The organism is Aureimonas sp. SK2 (assembly GCF_029813115.1).
In the GTDB taxonomy this organism is placed as follows: Bacteria; Pseudomonadota; Alphaproteobacteria; order Rhizobiales; family Rhizobiaceae; genus Aureimonas.
The window spans coordinates 52,244-76,692 of record NZ_JAPZDS010000015.1 but is presented as its reverse complement, the minus strand read 5'-3'; the positions used below and the strand labels follow the sequence as shown (position 1 = coordinate 76,692).

Sequence of the window (24,449 nt, the reverse complement as noted above, 5' to 3'; positions counted from 1 at the left end):
CCAGACAAGCCGAAACGACACCCGCGTCAAAAGGATGGCGAAGGCCGTGACCGGCGCGCGGCGGCCGTTCTCAGGCGGCGCGGCGTCCGGCCCGCTTGGCGCCGGGCACGTCGAAGGCGCGCAGCCAGGCTCCGCCGGGGCCGGCTTCGAGCAGGCTTCCCGAGGGCAGCGCCACCCAGGCCGCGGGGTCCGAGCCGCAGGGTTCCGAGGCGATCAGGACGCCGCCGGCGTCGTAGCGCGAATAGAGCGAGGGCGGCTGGCCGTCGCTCGCCCAGCGGAAGGCGAAGAGGCGCTGGCCGTCGGTGTGGACGGCGGCAAAGCGCGTGGGGTCGGCGCCGGGGCTCTTCAGCGCCTCGACCGCGGACAGCGTCCGGGCAAAGGCGCCGACCGGATCCTCCTCCAGCCCATGGGCGAGGGCGGCGAGAAACAGGGCTTCCGAGTCGCAGGTGCCGGTCCGGGCGGCATAGGCGGCGTCGGGGATCATGGCCTCCACCTGCCGCCGCACGCGGGCATAGTCGCCGATCTGGCCGTTGTGCATGAAGAGGCGGGAGCCCAGCGCGAACGGATGGCAGTTGGCCGTGGACACCCCCCCGGAGGTGGCGGCGCGCACATGGGCGAGGAACAGGCCCGAGCGGATCTGCCGGCAGAGCGAGGCGAGATTGGCATCCGACCAGGCGGGCAGGATGCCGCGGTAAAGGCCGGGCTCCGGCCGCTCGCCGTACCAGCCGAGGCCGCAGCCGTCGCCGTTGACGACGGTGCGCGCTTCCCGCGCTGCCAGAGACTGGGAGACCAGCGAGCCTTCCGGGCGGATCAGGAGATCCTCCAGGAAGAGCGGCGTTCCGAGATAGGCGAGAAGGCGGCACATGGCGGCGGTCCTGCAGGCGTTCGGCCGATCGGGGTCGAAGCGTCTAGAGCTAAGCCACCATGCGTTCGCGAAGCTGGTCGCAGGCCTCCATGGCGACGCGGGCGGCGGCCGCCGCGTGGATCGCGGTGGAATCGAAGCCCGGCACCGGCAAGGCGCTTGGGTCGAGCGAGAGGACGATCTCCGTGCAGCCGAGAATGACGGAATCGGCGCCCATGGCCACGCCGCGCTCGACGATCGTCATCAGTTCGCGGCGCGAGGTTTCGAGCACCCGGCCCGCGCAGAGCTCCTCGAAGATGACGCGGTGGACGGTCTCGCGGTCGGCCGCCTGCGGCACGATCGGGCGGAAGCCGGCCGCCTGTTCCAGCCGGTCGGCGTAGAAGCCGTGTTCCATCGTGTAGCGGGTGGCGAGGAGCAGCGGCTTGCGCGCGCCCGCGGCCCGCAGCCGGGCGCCGGTCTCGGCGATGATGTCGATCAGCGGAATGGAGACGGCCCCCGCGACCTCGGCGGAGACGAGATGCATCGTGTTGGTGCAGATCAGCACGCAGTCGGCGCCGGCCCGCTCCAGCCGACGGGCGCTGTCGGCGAGCATGGCGGCGGCCAGATCCCAGCGGCCGGCCTTCTGGAGCGCCACGACGTCGGAGAAGTTCAGGGAGTGGAGGAGGATGTCGGCCGAATCCAGCGGCCCGCCCGCCGCGCGAACGGCCTCGTTGAGAAGACGGTAGTAGACGGCGGTGGATTCCCAGCTCATGCCCCCGATCAGCCCGATCCGCTTCATCTGCCCGTCCCCTTGAATGGCGCTTCGATACGGAGAGCCTATCGCCGGCCTCGCGCAAACGGCGCGCTTTGTGGGTTAGGACCGGCTTAACTTGTGCACTAAACGTGCACGAAAGCCCGTTTCGACGCGCCGTTCTTGCACGGTGGCATGTAAGCGCGCATGATCGTCCCATGCTCGACGATCGCGACCGCCTTCTCCTCGACCTCCTGCAGGAGGATGCCGACCGCCCAGTGCAGGATCTTGCCGAGCGCGCGGCGCTTTCGCCCTCCGCCTGCTCACGGCGCATCCAGCGCCTGCGGGACGAGGGCTACGTCAGGCGGCGCGTCGCCTTGGTCGATCGCAGGAAGATCAACCTGCCCACCACCGTCTTCGTGATCGTGAAGACCTCGCGCCATGCGGGCGGCTGGCTGGAGGAGTTCCGCGCCGCGCTCGCCGCGATCCCGGAGATCGTCGAGGTACACCGGCTGACGGGCAATTTCGACTACATCCTGAAGATCGTCCTGCCGGACGTCGAGCACTACGACACGATCTACAAGCGGCTCGTCTCGCGGGTCGAGCTGTTCGACGTGTCGGCCTATATCTCGATGGAGACGGTCAAGACCGAGACCGCGCTGCCGACCCGCTATGCCTGATGTCGGCTGGAGGATGTTTCACGTGAAGCATCCTCCCGTCATGTCTTCGCCGCGATCGGTCCGCACAAGCGATTGTGATTGTTTGGTCGCACCAGCGGCGCATCCTGAGGCCGGCGCGCGAATGGGCTTTGCGCGCCCCGCCGCGATGGGATAGCGGATCGCCTGCGCCGCCCCGCAGAGCCGGTCATGATCCGTTTCGCCTTGTCCTTCGCCCTCGCCTGCCTCGCCGTCCAGCCCGCGACGGCCGAGACACGCCTGCCGTCCGGCAACCGCCATGCCGAGCAGCCGGACATTCCCGGCGGCTCGCGCTCGCGCACCAAGGCGACGCGCTCCAGCTTCGACGCGAAATACGAGAAGATCCACGCCCTTCTGGCGGAGAACCGCAGCCTGCAGGACAAGATCCGCAAGGCGGCGCGCCTCTACGGCATCGAGCCCATCCACATCGCGGGCGCGCTGGTGGGCGAGCACACCTACAACGTGGACGCGATGGACCGGCTCCAGAGCTACTACGTCAAGGCGGCGTCGTACCTCACCAGCGGCGTCAACTTCGCCTATCGCGGCGAGGCGGTGGCCGACTTCGTCGCGCGGCCGCAGTTCTCGGCCTGCGAGAGGGCGTCCAGCGAGGCACGCCTCTGGGCCTGCCGCGAAGCCGTGTTCGAGCGAAGCTTCCGCGGCCGGACGGTGGACGGCATCGCCTATCCCGACAACCGCTTCGGGGCTACGTTCTTCCAGCCCTTCTACGCCGGCCAGACCTTCGGCCTCGGGCAGCTCAACCCGCTGACCGCCCTCTCGGTGTCGGACATGGTGCACCGGGTCTCCGGCTATCCCCGGCTCGACATGCGCGACGCCGGCGAGGTCTATGCCGCGATCATGGATCCCGACCGGACGCTCGCCTACATGGCCGCCGTGATCCGCACCTCGATCGACGCCTATCGCGACATCGCCGGCTTCGACATTTCCGGCAATCCGGGCGTGGTGGCGACGCTCTACAATGTCGGCGACCCGATCGGTCGGGCCGAGAAACTCGCCAGCGCCAACCGGGCCGGCGGAACCCGCGTGCCGGAGGAGAACTACTACGGCTGGCTGGTGAACCAGAAGATCGCCGACCTCCAGGCGATCTTCCCCTGACGGTCAGCCGATCGGACTGTCGTCCGGCGCCTTGGCCCGGTCGCTCTTGTCGGCGGCGATGAAGCTGATCTTGCCCTGCGGCTCCAGGATCGCCCAGGCGACGTCCGACAGGCGCGCGATGCCGGCCAGCCGCATTTCCGATTCCACCTCCCGGCGCGTGATGCGGTCGCGGCGCAGGTTGTCCTCCAGAAGGACGCCGGCCTTCACGATGACCCGCGGCCGGCCTTCCAGCAGACGCTCGGCGCGGGGCGAGAGATAGGTCGCCCAGGACAGGACGAGGCCCCAGAAGGCGAAGGTGACGACGGCGAGCGTCGCGCCGGTCAGCGAGAAGTCGTTGTGGGTGACGCCCTGCTGGATGAGATCGCCCATGACGATCAGCACCACCAGCTCGAACGGCGTCATCTGCGCCAGCTCGCGCTTTCCCAGGAGCCGGATCAGAAGATAGAGCACCGCGAACATCACGGTGGCGCGCAGCACGATGTCCATCAGGGGCGAACCTCGATCGTCACCGGCAGGCTCGCCAGTTCGCTGTCGCCGTCGAGTACGGAGACGGTGCCGGCGACGTTGCCCAGAAGCGACGGATTGATCTGGAAGTCCATCTTGATCCGCCGTTCCTCGCCCGCATCGGCCGGGCCGTAGGAGAAGCGGAAGGCGCCGTCCGAAAAGCTCTCCTCGGCGGCGGCCGGCAGCATGGAGTTCTGCGTCGTCTGGCGCCAGAGGGAGGGCTCGACGGCGAAGACGAGGTCGGTCACCGGGCGCTTTGGCACGATGGCGACGCGCACCTCGTAGAACTCACCGTTGCGCAAGGTCGCGGGCGTCTCGACCGCGAGCCGCGCCCCCGCCCCGTCCGCCTCCAGCCGGTCGAGCCCGTTGCCGCCGAAGGCGCCGAGCAGGGCCGCCGCGACGAGCGAGCCGAGGATCAGCAGCGACAGGGGGCTCGCATGGCGCCTGATCGGCGTCGGTGCTTCGAGATGCGGATGGCCGAGGCCTTCGGGAAAGTCGATGTCGGACACGAGACGCACCCCCAGCGCACGGCTGAGAAGGGAGCTATCGTCTCCGCCGGCCGCTTCAAGGCGTTCGGGCTTCGGCTAGCGCTGCCGGCGGCGCGCCCGCTCGGCCGCTTCGCCGCGCTCGGCCGCTTCCTGAAGCAGCGCGTCCAGCGCCGCGATGTCCTCGGCGCTCAAGAGCGGCAGGCTCTCTGCCAGGCGGTTGGCGAAGGCCGTCGCTTCCGGGCTCAGCGAACCCGTTTCCAGGATCACCTTGGGGTGGGAAAGCTCGGCGAGCCGCTCGAGGTCCTCCGCGTCGTCCCAGATGACGTTGAGATAGCCGATGATGCGCTGGAGCATCGACCAGGTCGGCCGGCCGCGCTTGCCGTGTTCGAGCGCCGAGAGATAGGCGGCCGAGACGCCCAGCGCCTTGGCCATCTCCCCTTGCGTGATGCCGCGCTCCTGGCGCAGCGCCCGCACCCGGAGGCCGAAGGGCGTCATCGCCGGCGCACCCGGACATAGAAGGCCCCTTCCCCGCCATGGCCGCGCTCGGCCTGGTCGTAGCCGGAGACGAGGCTGCGGAAGTCGGGCGTCGAGAACCAGTGCGGCAGGGCGCGCTTCAGGCTCCCCGTCGAGCCGAAGGAGGCGCCCCGGCCGGTGATGACGAGGACATGGCGCAGCCCGCGCGCCTTGGCCGAGCGCAGGAAATGAAGGAGCGCGCCGTGGGCCACCGCTTCCGTCCAGCCGTGGAGGTCGATCCGATCCTCCAGCTCGATCCGCCCCTTGCCGATCTTGCGCCGGACCGGCCGGTCGATCGGATGAAGGGCGGGCGGCGCCGGCGCCACGCGCGGGCGCAGGGCCGGCGGAAAAGCGGCCGCCATGCCGCCGGCCTTGGGCGTCTCTGCTTTCGGAGGGGCGGGCGCGGGCTCCGGCTCGGGCGGCAGGTCGGGCGTCGCCTTGCCCGGCAGCGGAACGGCGGAGCGCGCCACGCTCGCCCAGAGGCGGCGCTCCTCGCCCGACAGGTCGCGTCGGCGCCTCACGGCCGGTCGCCCGTCGGCAGGAGCGCGAGGAAGCGCGCGGAATGGCGGATGGTGCCGGCGATCTCTCCCGCCTCGTCGCCGGAGCCGGTGAAGATGTCGCCCCGCGCCGCGCCGACGATGGCCGAGCCCGTGTCCTGCGCGACGAGAAGCCTTCCGAACGGCGCGCCCGCGACGGCAAGGCCCGGCGCCTCCACGAAGACGGGCATGCCGTAGGCATGGAGGGCCGCATCGACGGCCAGCGAGCCGAAGGGCGTCAGCGGCACGCCCGAGCCGCCGATTGGCCCGGCGCCGGGCTCGACCGGCACCTCGCGGAAGAAGATGAAGGAGCGGTTGCGGTGGAGGAGCGCCTCGGCCCGCTCGGGGTGGGCCGCCAGCCAGCGGCGGATACCGGCCATGTCGGCGCCTTCCAGCGGCAGCTCCCCCTCCCCGACGAGGACCCGGCCGATCGCCGTGAAGCGGTGGCCGTTCTTGGCGGCATAGCCGACGCGCATCGTCTCGCCGCCCGGCAGCGCGAGGCGGGCGGAGCCCTGGACATGGACGAAGAAGGCGTCGACCGCGCTTTCCAGGAAGACGAGTTCGAGGCCTCTGCCCTTCAGCCAGCCGCCCTCGATCGCCGCACGGTCGGGATAGGGCCGCAGCCGTCCGCTCCCGTCGCGCAAGGCGAAGCGCGTGTCCGGCTCGAGACCCTCCGCCGTCTCGCTGTCCTCCAGCGACAGGAGGTCGTCCGGCCGGCGGTAGAGCGGGACGCGGAACCGGGGCGTCGCCTGGCGCGAGGCGGGAAGTTCGGGCTCGTAGTAGCCGGTCACGAAGCCCGGCGCCGGCGCGCCCTGCGTCAGAATCTCGGCCGGGCGAAAGAAGTGCTCGAAGAAGGCGCGCGCCTCCGTCCGCGTCGGATCCGGGCCGCCCTTCAGCGCGGCGCGGGCGGCGGGTGCGAAGTCGGCGGGCCGGAGGCCGAAGGCGGCGGGCGCCGCGCCCGACCCGAGGATCGTGGGCGCCGAGCGGCGAAACGCGAAAAGGGCCGGCCGATGATCGGCGCGGCCCCAGGCGGGCAGGTCGTCGAAGCCCAGCGGCGCGAACCCGTGCGCCCCGCTCGGCTCCGGTTGGGTGGAGGCGGACATCGCGGGGAGGCCTGTCAGTCCTCGGATTCGGTTTCCACCAAGCGCCAGTTCGGATCGCGCGACCGCGTGTCGCGGGCGAACGTCCAGACGTCGATGACCTCGACCACCGTCTCCGGATCGCCGTCCGCCACCGTGCCGTCGGACTTCAGGGTCGCCGAGATGAGCTGCGAGACGATCCGCATCGTCACCAACGCCTCGCGGTCCTTCAGTTCGGCGCTCGTGACGCTCGCCTCGTTGATGCCGATGAAGGAGGACTGGAGCCGCTCGCCGCGCGATTCGCGCTCCGTGATGGAGGCGTCGAAGCCCTGGTAGACCTCGGGCGACAGGAGGTTCTGGAGAAGCTTGCGGTCGCCGTCCGCAAAGGCGGTGACGATCATCTCGTAGGCGGTCTTGGCGCCCTCGACGAAGGTCTCGACCTCGAAGCTCGGGTCGGCGTCCTTGATCCGGCGCAGGCCCTCGTTGGCCGGGGTGCCGGGCGCCGCCGCCTTGTCGATCGCCTCATAGGGCGAGGCGGCGGTCTCGTCCGGATTGATGCGGCGCGAGGGGAGCGTCACGACATTGCCCTGAGCCGGCGCCGGCCCTTCCGTCGGGCGGGAATAGGGATCGAAGGGCGGACGCTCGTTGCCCGTGCGCCGGCCGAGAACGGAGCGCAGCTGGTACAGGACGATCGCCGCCACCACGATGAAGAAGATCGTCCCGAAGCCCATGAATGCCCGTGTGTCCCAAAAGATCAAGCGATGGTTACGCCCGCTTCATATAGAGCCAGGGCGCCCCGCATTCAAATTCACGCTTCCGCGTCCTATGTTGAAGGCGCCCGGCGGGATCGCCGCCTTTGTCGAGAGCTTCCATCCGTATGCCGCTGATCCTCATTCCCCTGGCGCTTCTGGCGCTGCCGCTGATCGAGATCGGCGTCTTCATCTGGGTGGGCGGCGAGATCGGCGTCTGGCCGACGCTGGCGCTGGTGGTCGCCGGCGTCCTCGTCGGATCGCTCCTCCTGAAGCGCCAGACCCTGTCCACCCTGCGCGCCGCGCAGACCGAGGCGCGGGCCGGCCGGGTGCCGGAGCGCGAGATCGTCCACGGCGCGATGATCGCGCTGGCCGGCATCCTCCTGATCCTTCCGGGCTTCGTGACGGACCTTTTCGGTCTACTCCTGTTCCTGCCGCCGGTGCGCGACTTCGTCTGGCAGCGGATGCGCTCGCGCATCGTGGTGGTGGGTCCGCGCGGCCGGCGCGACGCCCCCTATCGGCAGCCCGGCCCCGAGGTCATCGACCTTTCGGGCGGCGAGTTCCGCCGCCGGGACGGCGCCGCCGACAGCCCCTGGACGGCACTGGACGGGCCGGGCGAGGACCCGAACGACCGCGGCCCCCGCACGCTGCACTGACAGCCCCGCGCTTGTTTCCTCCCCCGGCCCCGTGATAGCTGCGGCCCCGAGCCGCGGCGGACAGACGCCGCCATCTTGGAAGGGGCGCGGACCAGCGCCCGAGGAGCCCCGATGTCCCAGATCGACCAGACCAACGGCGCGAACGGTGCCAATGGCGCCAACGGCGCGAGCCAGGGCGCCCAGCCTTCGCTGAACATTCTCGCCCAGTACATCAAGGACCTGTCCTTCGAGAGCCCCGGCGCCCCGAACTCGCTGCGTGGCCAGGCCCGCGCGCCCGGCATCAACATCGGCGTCAATGTCGGCGCCAACCCGGTCCAGGGCGGCGACCACGAATACGACGTGCGCCTGACGCTGAACGCGCGCGCAGGCGAGGGCTCCGACACGCTGTTTCACGTGGAACTCGAATATGGCGGCGTGTTCCGCCTCGAAGGTTTCCCGCAGGAGCACATGCTCCCGGTCCTCTTCATCGAGTGCCCGCGCCTCCTGTTCCCCTTCGCGCGCCAGATCGTCGCGGACGTCACGCGCAATGCCGGCTTCCCGCCGCTGATGATCGACCCGATCGATTTTGCCGCCCTGTTCACCCAGCGCCTCGCCGAGGAGCGCGCCAAGGCGCAGGTCCAGCCGGTCGCCTGATCCATCGGGCCGGAAACGAACGAAAGGGGCGCCCCGAGGGATCGGCGGCGCCCCTTTTTCGTCTCAAGCTCGGCGGTTGCGCCAGCGCGGGTAGAGGAGGCCGAGCACGAGGCCCGACATGACGAGGAGCGCCGCGCCGATCTTCCAGGCCGGCAGGGGCTCGCCGATCAGGAGCGCCGAGGCGCCCATGCCGAAGAGCGGCACGAGCAGCGCCATGGGCGTCACCAGCGCCGCCGGATGGCGCGACAGGAGCCAGCCCCAGGCGGCATAGCCGAACATCGTGTTGCCGACCGTCTGCCAGAGCACGGCGCCCCAGGCGACGGCATTGGCCTGCGCGAGGCCGGCGCGGATCGCGTCCCAGCCTTCCAGGGCGAAGGAGAGCGCGAACAGCGGCGGGGCGGAGAAGACGCTGCCCCAGATCACGAAGGGCAGCATGTTGGTGACGCCGGTCTGCCGCGCCACGATGTTGCCGCCGGCCCAGGACAGGGCCGCCACCAGGACGAGGGCGAGGCCGAGCGGCGTGGTCGATCCGTCCGTATGGGTCAGGATGACGAGAAGGCCGGCGAGCCCCAGCCCCAGCGCCACCCATTGGTAGGGCCGGATCCGCTCGCCCGACAGGCGCATGGCCAGCGCGATGGTGAAGAAGACCTGGCTTTGGATCACCAGGGAGGCGATGCCCGGCGAGATGTGGCCGTTCATGGCGATGAACAGGAGGCCGAACTGGCCGGTCCCGATCAGCAGGCCATAGGCCGCAAGCCGGCTCCAGGGCACGCGCGGCCGTGGCAGAAGGAAGATGCCGGGCAGCGCGGCGAACAGGAAGCGCAGGGCGGCGAAGAGGAGCGGGGGCAGATGCTTCAACCCCTCGTGGATCACCACGAAATTGGTGCCCCAGACGGCAACGACGGCCAGACCCAGGAGGAAGTGGCGAAACGGGAGGAGGGGTGCGTCCATGCCCCGCTCTTAGGCGCTTGGACGACCTGTGAACAGCCGTCCCGCCGTCAGCTCTCGAAGCCTTCGACGCGGCGCCAGAGGGCCGCGTCTCCGAGCCCGGACACGAAGGCGCGGTGCGCCTCGACCTCGGCCGCCGTGAGGCGGGGGGCGAGCGGCGCCGGGCGCGGCGGAAGGCTGCGCCGGACGCCAGTGCCTAAGCCCTCGTTCGCCCGCGCCTCGTCCTCCGTCACGAGCTTCAGGGCGGACTGCTTGCCGCCGATCAGCTCGATATAGACCTGTGCGAGCAGCTCCGAATCGACCAGCGCCCCGTGCTTGTCGCGCTTTGAGGTGTCGATGGAGAAACGCGAGCAGAGGGCGTCGAGGGTGGCCGGCGCCATCGGAAACTTGCGCCGCGCCATGGTGAGCGTGTCGATCAGGCGCTCGTTCGGAATCGGCGGCCGATCGAGGCGGGCGAGTTCCGCGTTGATGAAGCGCATGTCGAACGTGCCGTTGTGCGCGATCAGGCGGGCATCGTCGAAGAAGGCGAGGAAGTCGTCCACCACCTCGGCGAAGACCGGCTTGTCCTTCAGGAAGTCGTCGGAAATCCCGTGGATGTCGAAGGCGCCGGGATCGACCTTGCGGCCCTGTGGGCGGATGAAGCGGTGGAACTCGCGCCCCGTCGGAATGTGGTTCCAGAGCTCGATGCCGCCGATCTCGATCACGCGGTCCTCGGCGAAGTCGAGGCCCGTGGTTTCGGTGTCGAAGACGATCTCGCGCATGGAACTTCCCTCGGCTGTCCCTCTCCATGTCGGACAGCCGGCGCCCGCGCGCAAGCCTCAAGTCCCGGGAAGCGCCCCGAACCTCTCGACGATCCCCCGGACGGCCGCCCTCGCCGCCTCGAGCCCTTCCCCCGTGTCGATCACGAAATCGGCGCGGGTGCGCTTCTCGGCATCCGGCATCTGGCTGGCGAGGATCGCCTCGAACTTCTCCGCCGTCATGCCCGGCCGGGCGAGCACGCGCGCCCGCTGCACCTCCGGCGGCGCGGTGACAACGAGAACGGCGTCCACCCGCCCCTCCCCGCCCGTCTCGTAGAGGAGCGGAATGTCGAGGACGGCGAGCCGGGCGCCGCCCGCGCGCGCGGCTTCCAGAAACGCCCCTTTCTCCTCGCGCACCAGCGGGTGGACGATGGCCTCGAGGTCGGCGAGCGCCTGCCGGTCGCCGAGGACGCGCGCGCCCAGCGCCGCGCGGTCCACCACGCCGCCCCGCACCGTGCCGGGAAAGCGCGCTTCCACCAGGGGAGCCGCCCGGCCGGCATAAAGGCGATGCACCGCCGCGTCGGCCGAGTGGACGGGCACGCCCAGCGCCTCGAACATCGCGGCGGTGGTCGACTTGCCCATGCCGATGGAGCCGGTGAGGCCGAGGATCGTCATGCCGGCCGCTCGATGTCGGCGATCACCGCCGCGCGCAGGGCCTCGCTCACGGCGGGCCGCCGGCCGAACCAGCGCTCGAAGCCCGGCACGGCCTGATGCAGCAGCATGCCGAGCCCGTCGGCCGTGCGAAGGCCCCGCGCGGCGGCGGCCTTCAGGATCGCCGTCTCCAGCGGAGCGTAGACGATGTCGGTGACGAGCGCTTCGGCGGGCAGGGCCGCAACGGCGCGGATGTCGGCTTCCGTCAGACCTGCCGGGTCGGCGGGCTTGGTGTTGACGACGAGGTCGCATGCGCTTGCGACCCGCTCGAACGCGTCTTCCCCTCCTGCCTGTGCGCCGAAGGCCTCCGCCAGCCGCTCGGCCCGTTCGCGGGTGCGGTTGAGAACGGTGATCCGGGCGACGCCCGCCTCCCTCAAGGCATGGACCACCGCGCGTGCCGCGCCCCCGGCGCCGAGCACCACGGCCGTTCCGGCGTCGCGCCAGCCGGGCAGGCGCTCGTCCAGGTTGGCGGAAAAGCCGTAGGCGTCCGTGTTGCCGCCGACGAGCCGCCCGTCCTCGAACCAGAGCGTATTGACCGCCCCGATCGCCTCCGCCGCCGGGTCGAGACGCGCGCAGGCGGCAAAGGCCGCCTCCTTGTGGGGAATGGTGACGTTGCCGCCGACGAAACCCTTGGCTTCCAGGCCTTCCAGAAAGGCCGAAAACTCCTCCGGCCGCACCGCGATCTTCTCGTAGGACCCGGCGATGCCGAGATCGCGCAGCCAGGTGCCGTGGATCAGCGGCGAGCGCGAATGGCCGATCGGCCAGCCTGTAACGAAGGCCTTACGCATCCAGCGCCCCCCGTGCCCGCAGCTCGGCGATCAAGGGCAGCATGGGCAGGCCGATGATCGTGAAGAGGTCGCCCTCGATCCGCTCCATGAGCTGCAGACCGCGCCCTTCCACCTGATAGGCGCCGACGCTGGACAGGACGACGTCGCCGGCGGCGGCGAGATAGCGCCCGATCTCGGGCGGGGAAAGGTCCCGAAAGGTGATGGAGGCGCGCGAGACGTGCCGCCACAGGGCCTCGCCGTCCCGCGCCAGCACCACGGCGCTGTCGAGATGATGGGTGCGGCCCGACAGCTTCAGGAGCGTGCGGCGCGCGGCCTCCATGTCGGCCGGCTTGTGCAGGATCTCGTCGCCCACCGACAGGACCTGGTCCGCCCCGATCACCAGCGCTTGCCGCCGGCGCTCCGACACGTCCACGGCCTTGGCCTCGGCCAGAACCAGCGCGACCTCGTCCGGCGTCGCGCCGGACTCCTTCAGCGGCGCTTCCACCAGCCGCTCGTCCAGCGTCGAGGGATCGGCCTCGGCCTCGATGCCGGCCTGCCGCAGAAGCGCCTGCCGGTGGCGGCTCCCCGAGGCGAGGATCAGTCCTCCCATCGCCATCATCCTTTCCGGGCCGTTGCCGCACCCATTAAACCTTTGTTCAAACTCGCCCTGTTTATTGGACGCTGCGAGAGGCGCAAACCCGACGGGAAAGGCGGACTCGATTCTGCGGCCCGGCGCAAGCGGCGGGCGGGGGAACCCCCGGTCTTTCCGGCCCCTTGTGGGAATCAGGGGACGCGCGGCCCTCCCGGCCTCCAAGCCTTTTTCGCCCTTTTGAAAACCTCGCCGTCATCCACAGTTCGCGGACCACCGCGGCCTGTGCCCGAGCGCTTGTGAACTTCGGGGACACGTCTCCAAGACCGGGTGCCACGATTCTGCCCAAGGCGTTGACGCGCCTGCCCCATTTCCGCCGCAGGCCTGAACCTCGGGCGCACGACGGTTCGGCCTCGTCGGCGGGACGGTTGTGAATTCCCGTGATCCACCGACTCATAGAATCAGAATCTCTCTTTTCATGGATTTCTTTTCTAAGAGGGGCGGACGGGAAAACCCGTCGGGCTATCTGGAGACCGGCCGGCGTCTTCCATCCTTCCCGCATCGAAAGGGGCTGGACGGGGCTCGGCTCAAGAGGCATCCCTCCTCGCGCCCCCGTGCCGTCCCGCGAAAGGTGTTCCATGCAAGAGCGCAAGCTCAACCGCGTTCTCGCCGGCGAGACCGTGTTCCCGCCCCCGATCTGGCTGATGCGCCAGGCCGGACGGTATCTGCCCGAATATCGCGAGACGCGCGCCAAGGCCGGCGGCTTCCTCGACCTCTGCTACAATCCGGACCTCGCCACGGAGGTCACGCTCCAGCCGATCCGCCGCTTCGGCTTCGACGCGGCGATCCTGTTCTCCGACATCCTCGTCATTCCCGACGCCCTGCGCCGAAACGTCCGCTTCGTGCAGGGCGAGGGGCCGCAGATGGACCCGATCGCCCCGCACGAGATCGGGGGGCTCGATCCGACCAACGCCGACACGCATCTCGCGCCCGTGATCGCCACCGTCGCGCGCCTGCGTGCCGAGCTGCCGGCCGAGACGGCCCTGATCGGCTTCTGCGGCGCGCCCTGGACCGTCGCGACCTACATGATCGCCGGCCACGGCACGCCCGACCAGGCGCCCGCCCGGCGTTTCGCCTACGCGCACCCGGAGGCGATGGACGAACTTCTCGCGCTGCTGGCCGAGATGAGCGTTGAATACCTGATCCGCCAGCTCCAGGCCGGCGCCGACTGCGTCCAGATCTTCGATTCCTGGGCCGGCGTTCTCGACGAACTCTCCTTCCACCGCTTTTCGATCGCGCCCACCCGCCGCATCGTCGAGCGCGTGCGCGCGGCCGTTCCCGGTGTCCGCATCATCGGCTTTCCCAAGGGCGCCGGCCCCCTCCTGCCCGCCTACCGAACTGGGACCGGCGTCGACGCGGTCGGCCTCGACTGGTCCGTCCCCTTCTCCTTCGCCGCCGAGCTTCAGACGACAGGCCCCGTCCAGGGCAATCTCGACCCGCTCCGCCTCATCGCCGGCGGCCATGCCCTCGACGAGGGCATCGACGCCATCCTCGAACACCTCGGGGCAGGCCCCCTTGTCTTCAACCTCGGCCACGGCATCACGCCAGACGCGCCGATCGCCCACGTCGAGCGCCTCGTCGAACGGGTGCGGCAGGGGTGAGGGACAGACGGGGGCGCTGCCCCCGGACCCCGCCAGGGGAAATGATTTCCCCTGGACCCCTCCTCACCTTCGGAAAAGTCCCAGACGAAAAGAAGGGTTCGGGAATTCCTTCCCGAGCGGGGACCGGGGCGGCAGCCCCGCCATCCCTCGCCCCCAGCCGCTTCCGTTTGGAGCGGTTCTCGACTAGGCAGGCGGGATGATCGTCCGGAGGATGCCATGACCGTTTCGCCCAAGCCCGCCCAGAAGGACCGTTCGCTCCTGTATTCGCTGGCGGGCGGCGTGGTGCTGGCGGTGGTGCTGTTCGGCTTCGTGCCCTTGGAGGCGCAACTCTGGGTGAAGAGCCTGCACGTCCTGGCGGTGATCTCCTGGATGGCGGGGATGCTGTATCTGCCGCGGCTCTTCGTCTACCACACGGAGGCGGGGGTGGGCTCGCCGCAGGCCGAGACGTTCAAGGTGATGGAGCGGCGCCTGATGCGCGGCATCATCAACCCGGCGATGATCGTGACCTGGGTGGCGGGCCTGTGGCTGGCGATCGAGGTCTTCGCCTTCCGGGGCGGCTGGCTGCACGCCAAGGTCCTGTTCGTGGTGCTGCTCTCGGGCCTCCATGGCTATCTGTCGGCCTCGCGTAAGCGGCTGGAGCGGGACGAGATCACCAAGTCGAGCCGCCACTGGCGGATCATGAACGAGGTGCCGGCCCTCCTGATGGTGGTGATCGTGATCCTCGTGGTGGTGAAGCCGTTCTGAGCGGCTTGCCTTTGGGTTGGGCTATGCGATCTAACGCGGATCGTTTCTCGCCGGAGCCGACCCCCTTGTCCGAAGTCCAAGCGTCCGACCGCCCCGTCTGCCTCGTCGTGATGGGCCCGTCCGGCACCGGCAAGACGACCACGGCCAAGGGGCTGGCGACAAGGCTCGGCTGGGTCTTCGCCGAGGCCGACGAGTTCCACCCCAAGGCCAATATCGACAAGATGTCGGCGGGCATTCCGCTGAACGACGAGGACCGGGCGCCGTGGCTCCTGGCGATCCGCGACTGGGTGTCCGGGGAGGCGGCGGCCGGACGCTCGGCGGTGATCACCTGCTCGGCGCTGAAGCGGCGCTATCGCGACGTGTTGCGCGGGGCTTCGGCCCGCGTGCGCTTCGTGGAACTGACGGCCGACGAGGCGGTGATCCGCGAGCGCATGGAGAAGCGGAAGGGCCACTACATGCCGCCCTCGCTGCTCGCCTCGCAATATGCCGACTTCGAGCCCCTGAATGACGGCGAGGACGGCGTGCGGGTCTCGGTGGAGCAGACGCCGGACGCCGTGGTGGCCGACGCCTTGCGGCAACTGGGGCTCGACCCCATCTGAAAGCCGTCCGCCCTTGCGCTTCGCCGCGAGCGCGACTATAGGAATCGGCGTATCCCGCCTCCGGCGCGACGCGGCCATGCCTGCCGTCCCGCCCCTTCAGCCGAACATGTCCATCCTCGTTCCGGCCTGACCCTTCCCCCGTCTGTTTACGCCCCCATGCCGCGTGGCCTCGAAGGTCCGGATGGGGTTGGAGCCCCTTCCATGTCCGAGATCAAACTCCAGGACCTCAAGAACAAGAACGCCGCCGAGCTCGTCGCCTTCGCCGAGGAGAACGAGGTCGAGAACGCCTCCGTCCTGCGCAAGCAGGAACTCCTCTTCGCCATCCTGAAGCGCCTGGCCGCGCAGGACGTCGAGATCATCGGCGAGGGCGTGGTCGAGGTGCTGCAGGACGGCTTCGGCTTCCTGCGCTCGCCGGAGGCCAACTACCTGCCCGGCCCCGACGACATCTACATCTCGCCGTCGCAGCTCCGCCGCTTCTCGCTCAAGACCGGCGACACGGTGGAAGGGACGATCCGCTCTCCGAAGGATGGTGAGCGCTATTTCGCGCTGCTCAAGGTCAACACGATCAACTTCGACGATCCGGAGAAGATCCGCCACAAGAGCCACTTCGACAACCTGACGCCGCTCTACCCGAACGAGCGGTTCAAGATGGAATTCACCGACGCGACCAAGAAGGACCTGTCGGCCCGCGTGATCGATCTGGTCGCCCCGCTCGGCAAGGGCCAACGCGCGCTGATCGTCGCGCCGCCCCGCACCGGCAAGACGGTGCTTCTCCAGAACATCGCCCACTCGATCACCGCCAACCATCCCGAGTGCTACCTCATCGTGCTCCTGATCGACGAGCGGCCGGAGGAAGTGACGGACATGCAGCGCTCGGTGAAGGGCGAGGTCGTCTCCTCCACCTTCGACGAGCCGGCGACGCGCCACGTGCAGGTCGCCGAAATGGTGATCGAGAAGGCCAAGCGTCTGGTCGAGCACGGGCGCGACGTCGTGATCCTTCTCGATTCCATCACCCGTCTCGGCCGCGCCTACAACACGGTCGTGCCCTCCTCCGGCAAGGTGCTGACAGGCGGCGTCGACGCCAACGCCCTCCAGCGCCCCAAGCGCTTCTTCGGCGCGGCGCGCAACATCGAGGAAGGCGGCTCGCTCACCATCATCGCGACGGCCCTCATCGATACCGGCTCGCGCATGGACGAGGTGATCTTCGAGGAGTTCAAGGGCACCGGCAATTCCGAGCTCGTGCTCGACCGCAAGGTGGCCGACAAGCGCATCTTCCCGGCCATGGACATCCTGAAGTCCGGCACGCGCAAGGAGGACCTCCTGGTCCCGCGCCAGGACCTGCAGAAGATCTTCGTCCTGCGCCGCATCCTGGCGCCCATGGGGACCACCGACGCGATCGAGTTCCTCAACGACAAGCTCAAGCAGACGAAGTCCAACGCCGACTTCTTCGATTCCATGAACACGTAAGGGCATCCGCCCTTCACGCCTTCGGGGGCCGCGGTGGCGACACGGCGGCCTTTTTCGTGGGCGCAGGAGCCTCGATGCGCTAGGAGCGAAGGGGAACCAGCCAGCGGAGCCTGCCCATGTCCGACCGACCGTCCCGACCCGATGCCGTGCGCCGCGTCGAGATCGCGGCGCTGGCCAAGAGCCTGCCCATCCGCGTGGTGGAGACCGAGACGATCGCCCGCACGGCCGACGAGGCCGCCGCGGCTGTCTCCGTGGATGTCGGGCAGATCGTCAAGAGCCTGGTCTTCCGGGGCCGGGACACGGGCACGCCCTATCTCCTCCTCGTCTCGGGCGCCAACCGGGTGAACGAGAAGGCGGTCGGCGCCGTGATCGGCGAGCCGCTCGGCCGGGCCGACGCCGATTTCGTGCGGGAGGCGACGGGCTTTGCCATCGGCGGCGTCGCGCCGCTCGGCGCCCCGGCCCCGCTGCGCACCTTCATGGACCGCGACCTCTTGGCCTTTCCCTTCGTCTGGGCGGCGGCGGGCACGCCCTTCCACGTCTTCGAGACCGTCCCCGAACCCTTGCGCATCGCCTGCGATGCCGAGGTGATCGACGTCCGGTGACGACGGACGACACCATCGCCGCGCTGTCGTCCGGCGCCCTGCCCGCCGGCATCGCCGTGCTGCGCGTCAGCGGGCCGGGCGCTCGCCTGGCGATGGAGAGCGCCGCCGGCGGCGTGCCGGAGCCGCGCCGCGCGAGCCTTCGCACCTTCCGGAACGCCGTCGGCGCGCCGATCGACCGCGGCCTCCTCCTGTTCTTTCCGGCGCCCGGCTCGGTGTCCGGCGAGGATCTCGCCGAGTTTCACGTTCATGGCGGGCGCGCGGTGGCGAGCGCCATGCTCGCTGCCCTGACCGCCCTGCCCGGGATCCGGCTGGCGGAAGCGGGCGAGTTCACCCGCCGCGCCTTCGAGAACGGGCGGATCGACCTCACGGAAGCGGAGGGGCTGGCCGACCTCCTCGCCGCCGAGACGGAAGGCCAGCGCGCCCAGGCGATGGCGCAGGCCGAGGGCGGCCTGAAGCGGCTCGCCGACGGCTGGATGCGCCGCCTCCTGCGCGCCCGCGCGCTGATCGAGGCGGAGTTCGACTTTTCCGACGAGGGAGACGTTTCGGACGACGTGTCGGCGGGGGTGGCGCGCGAGGTCGGCGCCCTCGCGGCCGAGATGCGCTCGAGCCTTGCCTCCGCGCAGCGGGGCGAGATCTGGCGCGACGGGTTCCACGTCGTGATCGCCGGCGCGCCGAACGCCGGCAAGTCCAGCCTCCTCAACGCTCTGGCCGAGCGCGAGGTCGCGATCGTCTCGCCGATCCCCGGCACGACGCGCGACGTGATCGAGACGCGCCTCGATCTTGCCGGCATCCCCGTGCGCGTGTCCGACACCGCGGGCCTGCGCGCGTCCGACGACGTGGTGGAGGCGATCGGCATCGAGCGGGCGCGCAAGGCGTTGAACGAAGCCGACCTCGTGCTTCATCTCGTCGCGCCCGGCGAGGAGCCTGAGCCTCTGGAGACCGAGGCGCCGGTCCTCCATCTGCGCACCAAGGCCGATCTCGAACCCGAAACTTTGCCGGCAAAGTTCGATCTCGCCATCTCCGCCCGTAGCGGAGCCGGCCTTGCCGCGCTCATCGAGCGCATCGCCGAGGCGGCGCGGTCCAAGGCCGGAGACCCGACGCTCGTCGTCCCGACGCGCCTGCGCCAGCGCGAGGCGATCGCCGCCACATTGGAGTTCCTGGAGCGTTACGACCCGGTCGCCCTGCCCCCCGAAGTCGCCGCGGAGACGCTACGCCTTGCCGCCGACCGCTTGGGACGCTTGACGGGCCGCACCGGCGTCGAGGACCTTCTCGGCGTGATCTTCGGCGAGTTCTGCATCGGGAAATGAGGGGAGCGCGATGAGCGAGGTTTCCATCCGCGCCGCCGAGCCACGGGATGCGGAGGGCATCGCGATCCTCTGCAACCTGCCCGGCTATCGCTTCGGCACGCTGCGCACGCCGTTCGAGACGGTGGAATCCGTCAAGCGCCGGATGTTCGACGGCAATCCCAACCTGACGCTGATCGTCGCCGAGAGCGAGGGCCGGATCGTCGGCACGGCCTCGCTCCAGCGGTTCGGTGGGCGGCGCTCGCATGTCGGGGCGATCGGCATGGGCGTTCACGACGACTTCCACCGCCGCGGCATCGGCCGGGCGCTCCTCGACGCCGTTCTGGAAACGGCCGACGACTGGCTCGGCCTCGTGCGGGTCGAACTCGAGGTCAACGTCGACAACGAGGCGGCCCTCGCCCTCTACCGCGCGGCGGGTTTCGAGATCCAGGGCCGGGCGCGCCAGTCGATCCTTCGCGCGGGCGCCTATGTCGACGCCTTCACCATGGCCCGCCTGCGCCCGCCGCCGCGAGGAGCGGAAGGCTGATCGTCCTTGCTGCGCCGCCGGAGAAGCCAGGCGTCAGTCCAGCGCGTCTTCGAAGACCAGACGGAGGCCGAGTTCCACTCCGATCGCATCGAGCCGGATCACGTCGTCGATCGACCGGAGTTCCTCCTGGATCCATGCCCCGTCCAGCCCCCGGAACCAGTGCGTCGCCAGGACCTCGTTCTGTGAAACAAGGACGATATGTCGGATGCTGGCGAGCGCCTGATACTCGGCGAGCTTCCGGACCCGATCGAAATCCTGCGTCGACGGCGACAGTACCTCGAACACGGCGCGCGTTTCGCTCGCCTTCAGGGCGCCCGGCGGCGTGCGGCCGCAGTCGACGCCGACATCCGGGCGGCGGATGCGATCGTCCCGCGTTTGGACGGCGCCGTCGGCGGTGAACGGCCTGCATGGCCTGCCGCGCAGAAGCCCGCGCAGGGATGCGAGGATATTGACGACGATCGTATCGTGCCGCCGCGTCGCCCCGCTCATCATGCGTAGCGGGAAGCCGTCGACGAGTTCCCAGCGCTCGTCCGTCCGGGACTCGCACCAGACGAGGAACTCCTGCGGATCCCAGGGCTGGAAGTCGGAACGGGCGCGGCTCATCCTGCGATCATCCTCGTCTCGGCGGCTGGCGTATCATAGCGGGAAGGGCCGCGAAGGACAGCGTGCGACCGGTGCGCGTTGACAGGGTCCCGCGTCTGCGGCTTAACCCTTCTCCCATGACACAGAACCCAACGGATCTTCGGGCCGACGTCGTGGTGATCGGCGGCGGGCATGCGGGCGTCGAGGCGGCCTGCGCGTCGGCGCGGGCGGGTGCGGCCACGATCCTTCTCACCCATGCCTTCGCCACGGTGGGGGCGATGAGCTGCAACCCGGCGATCGGGGGCATCGGCAAGGGCCATCTGGTGCGCGAGATCGATGCGCTCGGCGGCGTCATGGGCCGGGCGGCCGATGCCGGCGGCATCCAGTTCCGCCTCCTCAACCGGCGCAAGGGACCGGCCGTGCGCGGCCCTCGGACCCAGGCCGACCGCAAGCTCTACAAGGCCGCCGTGCAGGGCGCGGTGCGCGCGCAAGAGGGGCTCACCGTCGTGGAAGGCGACGCCTTCGACCTCGACCTCGGGGCGGATGGCGGCGTCCGTGCCGTGATCCTCGACGACGGCCGACGGATCCCCTGCGGCGCGGCGGTCTTGACGACGGGCACCTTTCTCAACGGCCTGATCCATATCGGGACGCAGAAGATTCCGGCGGGGCGCGTGGGCGAGAAGCCCTCGCTCGGCCTGTCCGCCACCTTGCGGCGCCTCGGCCTCCGGCTCGGGCGGCTGAAGACGGGCACGCCCGCGCGCCTCGACGGCGCGACGATCGACTGGGCCGGCCTCGACCGCCAAGGTCCCGACGCCGAGCCCTACCCGTTCTCCTATCTCACGACACACATCGCCAACCCGCAGATCGACTGCGGCATCACCCGCACGACGCCCGAGACGCATCGCATCATACGCGACAACCTCCACCGCTCGGCCCTCTATTCCGGCGAGATCGAGGGCGTCGGCCCGCGCTACTGCCCGTCGATCGAGGACAAGATCGTCAAGTTCGGCGACCGCGACGGGCACCAGGTGTTCCTAGAGCCGGAAGGGCTGGACGATCCGACCGTCTATCCCAACGGCCTGTCGACCTCCCTGCCTGCCGACGTGCAGGAAGCCTTCCTGCGCTCGTTGCCCGGTCTCGAACGCGTCGCGATCTTGAAGCCCGGCTATGCCATCGAATACGACCATGTCGACCCGCGCGAGCTCCATCGCTCGCTCGAGGTCCGCGCGGCGAGCGGCCTGTTCCTCGCCGGCCAGATCAACGGCACAACGGGCTACGAGGAAGCGGCCGCGCAGGGGCTCCTCGCCGGTCTCAACGCCGCGCGCCGGGCGGGCGGCACCGATCCCGTCGTGATCGACCGCTCCGACGCCTATCTCGGCGTCATGGTGGACGACCTGACGCGCACCGGCGTCACCGAGCCCTATCGCATGTTCACGAGCCGCGCCGAGTTCCGCCTCTCGTTGCGCGCCGACAATGCCGACCGGCGCCTGACGCCGCTGGCGATGGACTGGGGTCTCGCGGACGCCGAGCGCGCCCGCGTCTTCGCGGCGAGCGAGGCGGCCCTGGCCGAGGCGCGGGAAACGCTGGAATCGTTGACTCTCACCAGCAGCGAGGCGGCCCGCCGGGGTCTCCCCGTCAATCAGGACGGCCGCACGCGCTCGGCCTGGACGCTCCTGTCCCATGCCGATATCGGCCTCGACGATCTCGTCTGCGTCTGGCCCGAACTGCAGGCGATCCGGGGATCGGTTCGCGAGCGGATCGAGATCGAGGCGGGTTACGACGTGTATCTGGAACGACAGCGCCGCGACCAGGCGCAGCTGAAACGCGACGAGGCGCGGCACTTCCCCATCGGCTTCGACTTCGCCGCCATCAAAGGCCTCTCCAACGAACTGCGCCAGAAGCTGATGGAGCGCCGCCCGGCGAGCCTTGCCGAGGCCGAACGTATCGACGGCATGACGCCGACGGCGCTTGCCCTCCTCCTCGTCGCCCTTCGGAAGCACGACCTTGCCCGCGCCGCGTGACCGCCGGGGCGGGCCGCCCCGCAAGCCCGCTGACCTCAAGCGACCTCCGCCCAAGCCCCGGATGGGCAAGGCGGCGACCGACGCCAAGCTCGCCGAGGAGCGCGCGTTGGTCCTGTCGCGCCATGCTGTTTCACGTGAAACAGTGGAGCGGCTCGACGCCTATGTCGCGCTGCTGCGCACCTGGCAGAAGAGCATCAACCTCGTTTCCCCCGCGACCATCCCGGAGATCTGGACGCGCCATGTCGAGGACGGGCTCGTGCTGGGCGAGCGGGCCAAGGGCATCGTGCGCTGGGCCGATCTCGGCTCGGGCGCCGGTCTGCCGGGCCTGATCCTCGCCATTCTCCTGGCGACCCGCGAGGGCGCGGCCGTGCATCTCGTGGAAAGCAACGCCAAGAAGGCGGCCTTCCTGCGCACGGTGGCGCGCGAGCTGGCGCTGCCCGCGACCGTCCATGCCAGCCGCATCGAGGATTGCGGCGCGGTGCTTTCGAGTGTCGAGGCGATCAGCGCGCGGGCCTTGGCCTCGCTGGAGGATCTTTTCGGCCTCGTCGCGCCGAATGCGCGGCCGGACACCGTCTACTGGTTCCTGAAGGGCCGGGCGCACGAGAGCGAAATCACCGATGCCGCTGCCCATTGGCGTTTCGACATGGTAAAGCATGCCTCGCCGGTCGAAGACGGCTCGGTGCTCCTGGAGATCCGCTCGCTGGAGCGCCTGCCCGCCGCCTGACGGCCGGCTGCAACTTGCAAGGTATGGCCCGGTTTCTCCCGACCGGGTTGGAGACCCCACATGGACACGCTTTCCGTCCCGCGCATGCGCGTCATCACGGTCGCGAACCAGAAGGGCGGCGTCGGCAAGACGACCACCGCCATCAACCTCGCGACCGCGCTCGCGGCCATCGGCAAGCGCACGCTCCTGATCGACCTCGACCCGCAGGGCAACGCCTCGACGGGCCTCGGCATCGACCGCGAGGACCGGGCGGTCTCGTCCTACGACGTCCTGGTGGAGAACGCCTCGATCACCGAGGCCGCAATGGAGACCGCGGTTCCCAACCTGTCGGTGGTGCCCTCGACGATGGACCTACTCGGCGTCGAGATGGAGATCTCGGGCGCGGCGAGTCGGGCCTATCGCCTGCGCGACGCGATCCACTTCCATGTCGAGGAACGGGCGCAGTTCGACTTCGTGCTGGTGGACTGCCCGCCCTCGCTGAACCTTCTCACCGTCAACGCCATGGCGGCGGCCGACGCCATCCTGGTGCCGCTCCAGTGCGAGTTCTTCGCGCTGGAAGGCCTCAGCCAGCTTCTGGAGACGGTGGAGCAGGTGCGCGACACCTTGAACCCGGCGCTGTCGCTGCACGGCATCGTGCTGACCATGTTCGACGGGCGCAACAACCTGGCGAGCCAGGTGGTGCGGGACGTGCGCTCCTACATGGGCGACCATGTCTACGAGACCATCATCCCGCGCAACGTGCGCGTGTCGGAGGCGCCGAGCTTCGGCAAGCCGGCGATCCTCTACGACATGAAGTGCCCCGGCAGCCAGGCCTATATTCGCCTCGCCTCCGAGGTCATCCAGCGCGAGCGCGATCTGGCCGCGGCCTGATCGCCGCGCCCTTCCCGCCTTTTCGGGCACGAGCCCACCCGCATCAGTTTCAGGAGACCGGCATGAACGAGGACAAGGGACGCCAGAGGCTGGGACGCGGGCTCGCGTCGCTCATCGGCGGTTCGGCATCCTCGACGCTGCCGCCGCGCTCGGGCGCGAGCTTTCCCGGCCCCGGTATGGCGCGCGAGACGCCCGTCGGCGAGCGGCGCGTGGCGCCCGGCGAGCTGCGGCCGAACCCGAAGAACCCGCGCCGGCATTTCGACGAGACGGACCTGGCCGAACTCACCGCCTCCGTGCGCCAGCACGGCGTGGTGCAGCCGATCCTAGTGCGCAAGGTGGACGGCGCCGGCGGCTTCGAGATCGTCGCGGGCGAGCGGCGCTGGCGCGCGGCGACGGCCGCGGCGCTGAAGGACGTTCCGATCGTCCTGCGCGAGATTTCCGATCGCCAGTCGCTCGAGATCGCGATCATCGAGAACGTCCAGCGTGCCGACCTCGACCCGATCGAGGAGGCGATGGGCTACGAGATGCTGATCGCGGAGCACGGCTATACGCAGGCCGACCTCGCCGATGTCGTGGGCAAGAGCCGCAGCCATGTCGCCAACACGCTGCGCCTCCTGAAGCTGCCCGACAGCGTCAAGGATATGGTGCAGCGGGGCGAACTGTCGGCGGGCGCGGCGCGCACGGCCGTCGCGCAGGACGACCCCGAGCGTTTCGCCCGCCGCATCGTGGAGGAGGGTCTCAGCGTGCGCGAGGCCGAAAGCCTGGCGCGCGGCCCCGAAGCCCCCCCTGCCCCGAAGCCCGCGCCCCGCAAGCGCACGCCGGTCGCGCCCGCCGCGCCGGAAGCCTCGGACGCCCGTGCGCTGGCCGATCTCCTCGCGGAAACGCTGGGCCTGCCGGTGTCGATCGACATGACGGGCCAGGGCGGCACCCTGCAGATCGCCTTCCGCGACCTCGACCAGCTCGACGCCGTGTGCCGCCTCCTGCAGGCGGGCGGGCGCGCGGACGGCCCCGGCGGCCCGCGCATTCGCAGTCTGTAAGC

29 protein-coding genes are annotated in these 24,449 nt (G+C 70.0%); 15 read left to right on the top strand and 14 right to left on the bottom strand.

Annotation, left to right across the window (positions count from 1 at the left end; genetic code table 11):
• Positions 1–70 precede the first annotated feature (70 nt).
• Together O5O54_RS17655 and O5O54_RS17650 are read right to left on the bottom strand one after the other, a co-directional pair.
• Positions 71–865, bottom strand: a complete 795-nt coding sequence (locus O5O54_RS17655; RefSeq protein WP_279483154.1) for a class II glutamine amidotransferase — start codon at positions 863–865, stop codon at positions 71–73.
• 49 nt (positions 866–914) lie between these two features.
• Entirely contained in the window at positions 915–1,640 is a 726-nt protein-coding gene (locus tag O5O54_RS17650) for an aspartate/glutamate racemase family protein (protein WP_279483153.1), read from the bottom strand.
• 170 nt (positions 1,641–1,810) lie between these two features.
• Here O5O54_RS17650 and O5O54_RS17645 point away from each other — a divergent pair, with 170 nt between their 5' ends.
• Both O5O54_RS17645 and O5O54_RS17640 read left to right on the top strand, forming a co-directional pair.
• Positions 1,811–2,272, top strand: coding sequence for an Lrp/AsnC family transcriptional regulator (locus tag O5O54_RS17645; protein WP_279483152.1), 462 nt, complete (start codon positions 1,811–1,813; stop codon positions 2,270–2,272).
• Positions 2,273–2,458: 186 nt separating this feature from the next.
• Positions 2,459–3,400, top strand: a complete 942-nt coding sequence (locus O5O54_RS17640; RefSeq protein ID WP_279483151.1) for a DUF1402 family protein — start codon at positions 2,459–2,461, stop codon at positions 3,398–3,400.
• A 3-nt stretch (positions 3,401–3,403) separates the two neighbouring features.
• On the opposite strand, the gene O5O54_RS17635 is transcribed toward O5O54_RS17640, so the two are convergent.
• From O5O54_RS17635 to O5O54_RS17610, 6 genes are all read right to left on the bottom strand, one after another.
• Entirely contained in the window at positions 3,404–3,886 is a 483-nt protein-coding gene (locus tag O5O54_RS17635) for a DUF421 domain-containing protein (RefSeq protein WP_279483150.1), read from the bottom strand.
• Positions 3,886–4,413 (bottom strand): hypothetical protein, encoded by a 528-nt coding sequence (locus tag O5O54_RS17630; protein WP_279483149.1) that lies wholly within the window; start codon positions 4,411–4,413, stop codon positions 3,886–3,888. Before O5O54_RS17630 ends, O5O54_RS17635 begins: the two co-directional genes overlap by 1 nt.
• 75 nt (positions 4,414–4,488) lie before the next feature.
• A complete protein-coding gene (locus O5O54_RS17625; RefSeq protein WP_279483148.1) occupies positions 4,489–4,887 on the bottom strand; it encodes a helix-turn-helix transcriptional regulator in 399 nt (132 codons plus the stop codon).
• Entirely contained in the window at positions 4,884–5,426 is a 543-nt protein-coding gene (locus O5O54_RS17620; RefSeq protein ID WP_279483147.1) for a Smr/MutS family protein, read from the bottom strand. Before O5O54_RS17620 ends, O5O54_RS17625 begins: the two co-directional genes overlap by 4 nt.
• Entirely contained in the window at positions 5,423–6,544 is a 1,122-nt protein-coding gene (locus O5O54_RS17615) for a murein transglycosylase A (protein ID WP_279483146.1), read from the bottom strand. The genes O5O54_RS17620 and O5O54_RS17615 overlap by 4 nt, the downstream gene beginning before the upstream one ends.
• Before the next feature lie 14 nt (positions 6,545–6,558).
• Complete coding sequence (locus O5O54_RS17610) at positions 6,559–7,251, bottom strand: Tim44/TimA family putative adaptor protein (RefSeq protein WP_279483145.1); 693 nt, start codon at positions 7,249–7,251, stop codon at positions 6,559–6,561.
• A gap of 125 nt (positions 7,252–7,376) precedes the next feature.
• Between O5O54_RS17610 and O5O54_RS17605 the strand changes: the two genes are divergently transcribed.
• Positions 7,377–7,925 (top strand): FxsA family protein, encoded by a 549-nt coding sequence (locus O5O54_RS17605; RefSeq protein WP_279483144.1) that lies wholly within the window; start codon positions 7,377–7,379, stop codon positions 7,923–7,925.
• 111 nt (positions 7,926–8,036) lie between these two features.
• On the top strand, positions 8,037–8,558 hold the full coding sequence (gene secB / locus O5O54_RS17600) for a protein-export chaperone SecB (RefSeq protein WP_279483143.1): 522 nt from the start codon (positions 8,037–8,039) through the stop codon (positions 8,556–8,558).
• Between the two features lie 63 nt (positions 8,559–8,621).
• Here secB and O5O54_RS17595 read toward each other — a convergent pair whose 3' ends face one another.
• Genes O5O54_RS17595 through O5O54_RS17575 form a run of 5 tightly spaced genes read right to left on the bottom strand, consistent with a single transcriptional unit; the run spans position 8,622 to position 12,331 of the window.
• The gene (locus tag O5O54_RS17595; RefSeq protein ID WP_279483142.1) at positions 8,622–9,509 is read right to left on the bottom strand and encodes an EamA family transporter; all 888 of its coding nucleotides are present in this window, start codon (positions 9,507–9,509) and stop codon (positions 8,622–8,624) included.
• A gap of 47 nt (positions 9,510–9,556) precedes the next feature.
• Entirely contained in the window at positions 9,557–10,267 is a 711-nt protein-coding gene (gene dnaQ, locus O5O54_RS17590; protein ID WP_279483141.1) for a DNA polymerase III subunit epsilon, read from the bottom strand.
• A gap of 57 nt (positions 10,268–10,324) precedes the next feature.
• A complete protein-coding gene (coaE, locus tag O5O54_RS17585) occupies positions 10,325–10,918 on the bottom strand; it encodes a dephospho-CoA kinase (RefSeq protein ID WP_279483140.1) in 594 nt (197 codons plus the stop codon).
• On the bottom strand, positions 10,915–11,742 hold the full coding sequence (locus O5O54_RS17580; RefSeq protein ID WP_279483139.1) for a shikimate dehydrogenase: 828 nt from the start codon (positions 11,740–11,742) through the stop codon (positions 10,915–10,917). Before O5O54_RS17580 ends, coaE begins: the two co-directional genes overlap by 4 nt.
• Positions 11,735–12,331, bottom strand: coding sequence for a Maf-like protein (locus tag O5O54_RS17575; RefSeq protein WP_279483138.1), 597 nt, complete (start codon positions 12,329–12,331; stop codon positions 11,735–11,737). Before O5O54_RS17575 ends, O5O54_RS17580 begins: the two co-directional genes overlap by 8 nt.
• A gap of 617 nt (positions 12,332–12,948) precedes the next feature.
• Between O5O54_RS17575 and hemE the strand changes: the two genes are divergently transcribed.
• The 7 genes from hemE (at position 12,949) to O5O54_RS17540 (ending at position 19,213) form a co-directional block, all read left to right on the top strand.
• A complete protein-coding gene (gene hemE, locus O5O54_RS17570) occupies positions 12,949–13,971 on the top strand; it encodes a uroporphyrinogen decarboxylase (protein ID WP_279483137.1) in 1,023 nt (340 codons plus the stop codon).
• Between the two features lie 216 nt (positions 13,972–14,187).
• Positions 14,188–14,715: a protoporphyrinogen oxidase HemJ gene (gene hemJ, locus O5O54_RS17565; RefSeq protein ID WP_279483136.1), complete on the top strand. Its 528-nt coding sequence runs from the start codon at positions 14,188–14,190 to the stop codon at positions 14,713–14,715.
• Between the two features lie 65 nt (positions 14,716–14,780).
• Positions 14,781–15,314 carry a gluconokinase gene (locus O5O54_RS17560; protein ID WP_347814895.1) on the top strand — a complete coding sequence of 178 codons (534 nt, stop codon included), beginning with the start codon at positions 14,781–14,783 and terminating at the stop codon, positions 15,312–15,314.
• 201 nt (positions 15,315–15,515) lie between these two features.
• Positions 15,516–16,781 carry a transcription termination factor Rho gene (gene rho, locus O5O54_RS17555; protein WP_279483135.1) on the top strand — a complete coding sequence of 422 codons (1,266 nt, stop codon included), beginning with the start codon at positions 15,516–15,518 and terminating at the stop codon, positions 16,779–16,781.
• 116 nt (positions 16,782–16,897) lie between these two features.
• Complete coding sequence (locus tag O5O54_RS17550) at positions 16,898–17,383, top strand: YbaK/EbsC family protein (RefSeq protein WP_279483134.1); 486 nt, start codon at positions 16,898–16,900, stop codon at positions 17,381–17,383.
• A complete protein-coding gene (gene mnmE, locus O5O54_RS17545) occupies positions 17,380–18,690 on the top strand; it encodes a tRNA uridine-5-carboxymethylaminomethyl(34) synthesis GTPase MnmE (RefSeq protein WP_279483133.1) in 1,311 nt (436 codons plus the stop codon). The genes O5O54_RS17550 and mnmE overlap by 4 nt, the downstream gene beginning before the upstream one ends.
• A 10-nt stretch (positions 18,691–18,700) precedes the next feature.
• Positions 18,701–19,213: a GNAT family N-acetyltransferase gene (locus tag O5O54_RS17540; RefSeq protein WP_279483132.1), complete on the top strand. Its 513-nt coding sequence runs from the start codon at positions 18,701–18,703 to the stop codon at positions 19,211–19,213.
• 33 nt (positions 19,214–19,246) lie between these two features.
• On the opposite strand, the gene O5O54_RS17535 is transcribed toward O5O54_RS17540, so the two are convergent.
• Positions 19,247–19,816: a Uma2 family endonuclease gene (locus O5O54_RS17535; RefSeq protein ID WP_279483131.1), complete on the bottom strand. Its 570-nt coding sequence runs from the start codon at positions 19,814–19,816 to the stop codon at positions 19,247–19,249.
• Between the two features lie 116 nt (positions 19,817–19,932).
• Here O5O54_RS17535 and mnmG point away from each other — a divergent pair, with 116 nt between their 5' ends.
• From mnmG to O5O54_RS17515, 4 genes are all read left to right on the top strand, one after another.
• Complete coding sequence (gene mnmG / locus O5O54_RS17530) at positions 19,933–21,816, top strand: tRNA uridine-5-carboxymethylaminomethyl(34) synthesis enzyme MnmG (protein WP_279483130.1); 1,884 nt, start codon at positions 19,933–19,935, stop codon at positions 21,814–21,816.
• Positions 21,800–22,540: a 16S rRNA (guanine(527)-N(7))-methyltransferase RsmG gene (gene rsmG, locus O5O54_RS17525; protein WP_279483129.1), complete on the top strand. Its 741-nt coding sequence runs from the start codon at positions 21,800–21,802 to the stop codon at positions 22,538–22,540. The genes mnmG and rsmG overlap by 17 nt, the downstream gene beginning before the upstream one ends.
• A gap of 60 nt (positions 22,541–22,600) precedes the next feature.
• A complete protein-coding gene (locus tag O5O54_RS17520) occupies positions 22,601–23,410 on the top strand; it encodes a ParA family protein (protein ID WP_279483128.1) in 810 nt (269 codons plus the stop codon).
• Positions 23,411–23,472: 62 nt separating this feature from the next.
• Complete coding sequence (locus tag O5O54_RS17515) at positions 23,473–24,447, top strand: ParB/RepB/Spo0J family partition protein (RefSeq protein WP_279483127.1); 975 nt, start codon at positions 23,473–23,475, stop codon at positions 24,445–24,447.
• The last annotated feature ends 2 nt before the right edge of the window (positions 24,448–24,449 follow it).

What these genes read in the sequence shown, in the direction of transcription:
- O5O54_RS17655 (WP_279483154.1), bottom strand. Translation starts at nt 865, where the DNA reads ATGTGCCGCCTTCTCGCCTATCTCGGAACGCCGCTCTTCCTGGAGGAT.
- O5O54_RS17650 (WP_279483153.1), bottom strand. Translation starts at nt 1,640, where the DNA reads ATGAAGCGGATCGGGCTGATCGGGGGCATGAGCTGGGAATCCACCGCC.
- O5O54_RS17645 (WP_279483152.1), top strand. Translation starts at nt 1,811, where the DNA reads ATGCTCGACGATCGCGACCGCCTTCTCCTCGACCTCCTGCAGGAGGAT.
- O5O54_RS17640 (WP_279483151.1), top strand. Translation starts at nt 2,459, where the DNA reads ATGATCCGTTTCGCCTTGTCCTTCGCCCTCGCCTGCCTCGCCGTCCAG.
- O5O54_RS17635 (WP_279483150.1), bottom strand. Translation starts at nt 3,886, where the DNA reads ATGGACATCGTGCTGCGCGCCACCGTGATGTTCGCGGTGCTCTATCTT.
- O5O54_RS17625 (WP_279483148.1), bottom strand. Translation starts at nt 4,887, where the DNA reads ATGACGCCCTTCGGCCTCCGGGTGCGGGCGCTGCGCCAGGAGCGCGGC.
- O5O54_RS17615 (WP_279483146.1), bottom strand. Translation starts at nt 6,544, where the DNA reads ATGTCCGCCTCCACCCAACCGGAGCCGAGCGGGGCGCACGGGTTCGCG.
- O5O54_RS17610 (WP_279483145.1), bottom strand. Translation starts at nt 7,251, where the DNA reads ATGGGCTTCGGGACGATCTTCTTCATCGTGGTGGCGGCGATCGTCCTG.
- secB (WP_279483143.1), top strand. Translation starts at nt 8,037, where the DNA reads ATGTCCCAGATCGACCAGACCAACGGCGCGAACGGTGCCAATGGCGCC.
- O5O54_RS17595 (WP_279483142.1), bottom strand. Translation starts at nt 9,509, where the DNA reads ATGGACGCACCCCTCCTCCCGTTTCGCCACTTCCTCCTGGGTCTGGCC.
- dnaQ (WP_279483141.1), bottom strand. Translation starts at nt 10,267, where the DNA reads ATGCGCGAGATCGTCTTCGACACCGAAACCACGGGCCTCGACTTCGCC.
- coaE (WP_279483140.1), bottom strand. Translation starts at nt 10,918, where the DNA reads ATGACGATCCTCGGCCTCACCGGCTCCATCGGCATGGGCAAGTCGACC.
- O5O54_RS17580 (WP_279483139.1), bottom strand. Translation starts at nt 11,742, where the DNA reads ATGCGTAAGGCCTTCGTTACAGGCTGGCCGATCGGCCATTCGCGCTCG.
- O5O54_RS17575 (WP_279483138.1), bottom strand. Translation starts at nt 12,331, where the DNA reads ATGGGAGGACTGATCCTCGCCTCGGGGAGCCGCCACCGGCAGGCGCTT.
- hemE (WP_279483137.1), top strand. Translation starts at nt 12,949, where the DNA reads ATGCAAGAGCGCAAGCTCAACCGCGTTCTCGCCGGCGAGACCGTGTTC.
- hemJ (WP_279483136.1), top strand. Translation starts at nt 14,188, where the DNA reads ATGACCGTTTCGCCCAAGCCCGCCCAGAAGGACCGTTCGCTCCTGTAT.
- rho (WP_279483135.1), top strand. Translation starts at nt 15,516, where the DNA reads ATGTCCGAGATCAAACTCCAGGACCTCAAGAACAAGAACGCCGCCGAG.
- O5O54_RS17550 (WP_279483134.1), top strand. Translation starts at nt 16,898, where the DNA reads ATGTCCGACCGACCGTCCCGACCCGATGCCGTGCGCCGCGTCGAGATC.
- O5O54_RS17540 (WP_279483132.1), top strand. Translation starts at nt 18,701, where the DNA reads ATGAGCGAGGTTTCCATCCGCGCCGCCGAGCCACGGGATGCGGAGGGC.
- O5O54_RS17535 (WP_279483131.1), bottom strand. Translation starts at nt 19,816, where the DNA reads ATGAGCCGCGCCCGTTCCGACTTCCAGCCCTGGGATCCGCAGGAGTTC.
- mnmG (WP_279483130.1), top strand. Translation starts at nt 19,933, where the DNA reads ATGACACAGAACCCAACGGATCTTCGGGCCGACGTCGTGGTGATCGGC.
- O5O54_RS17520 (WP_279483128.1), top strand. Translation starts at nt 22,601, where the DNA reads ATGGACACGCTTTCCGTCCCGCGCATGCGCGTCATCACGGTCGCGAAC.
- O5O54_RS17515 (WP_279483127.1), top strand. Translation starts at nt 23,473, where the DNA reads ATGAACGAGGACAAGGGACGCCAGAGGCTGGGACGCGGGCTCGCGTCG.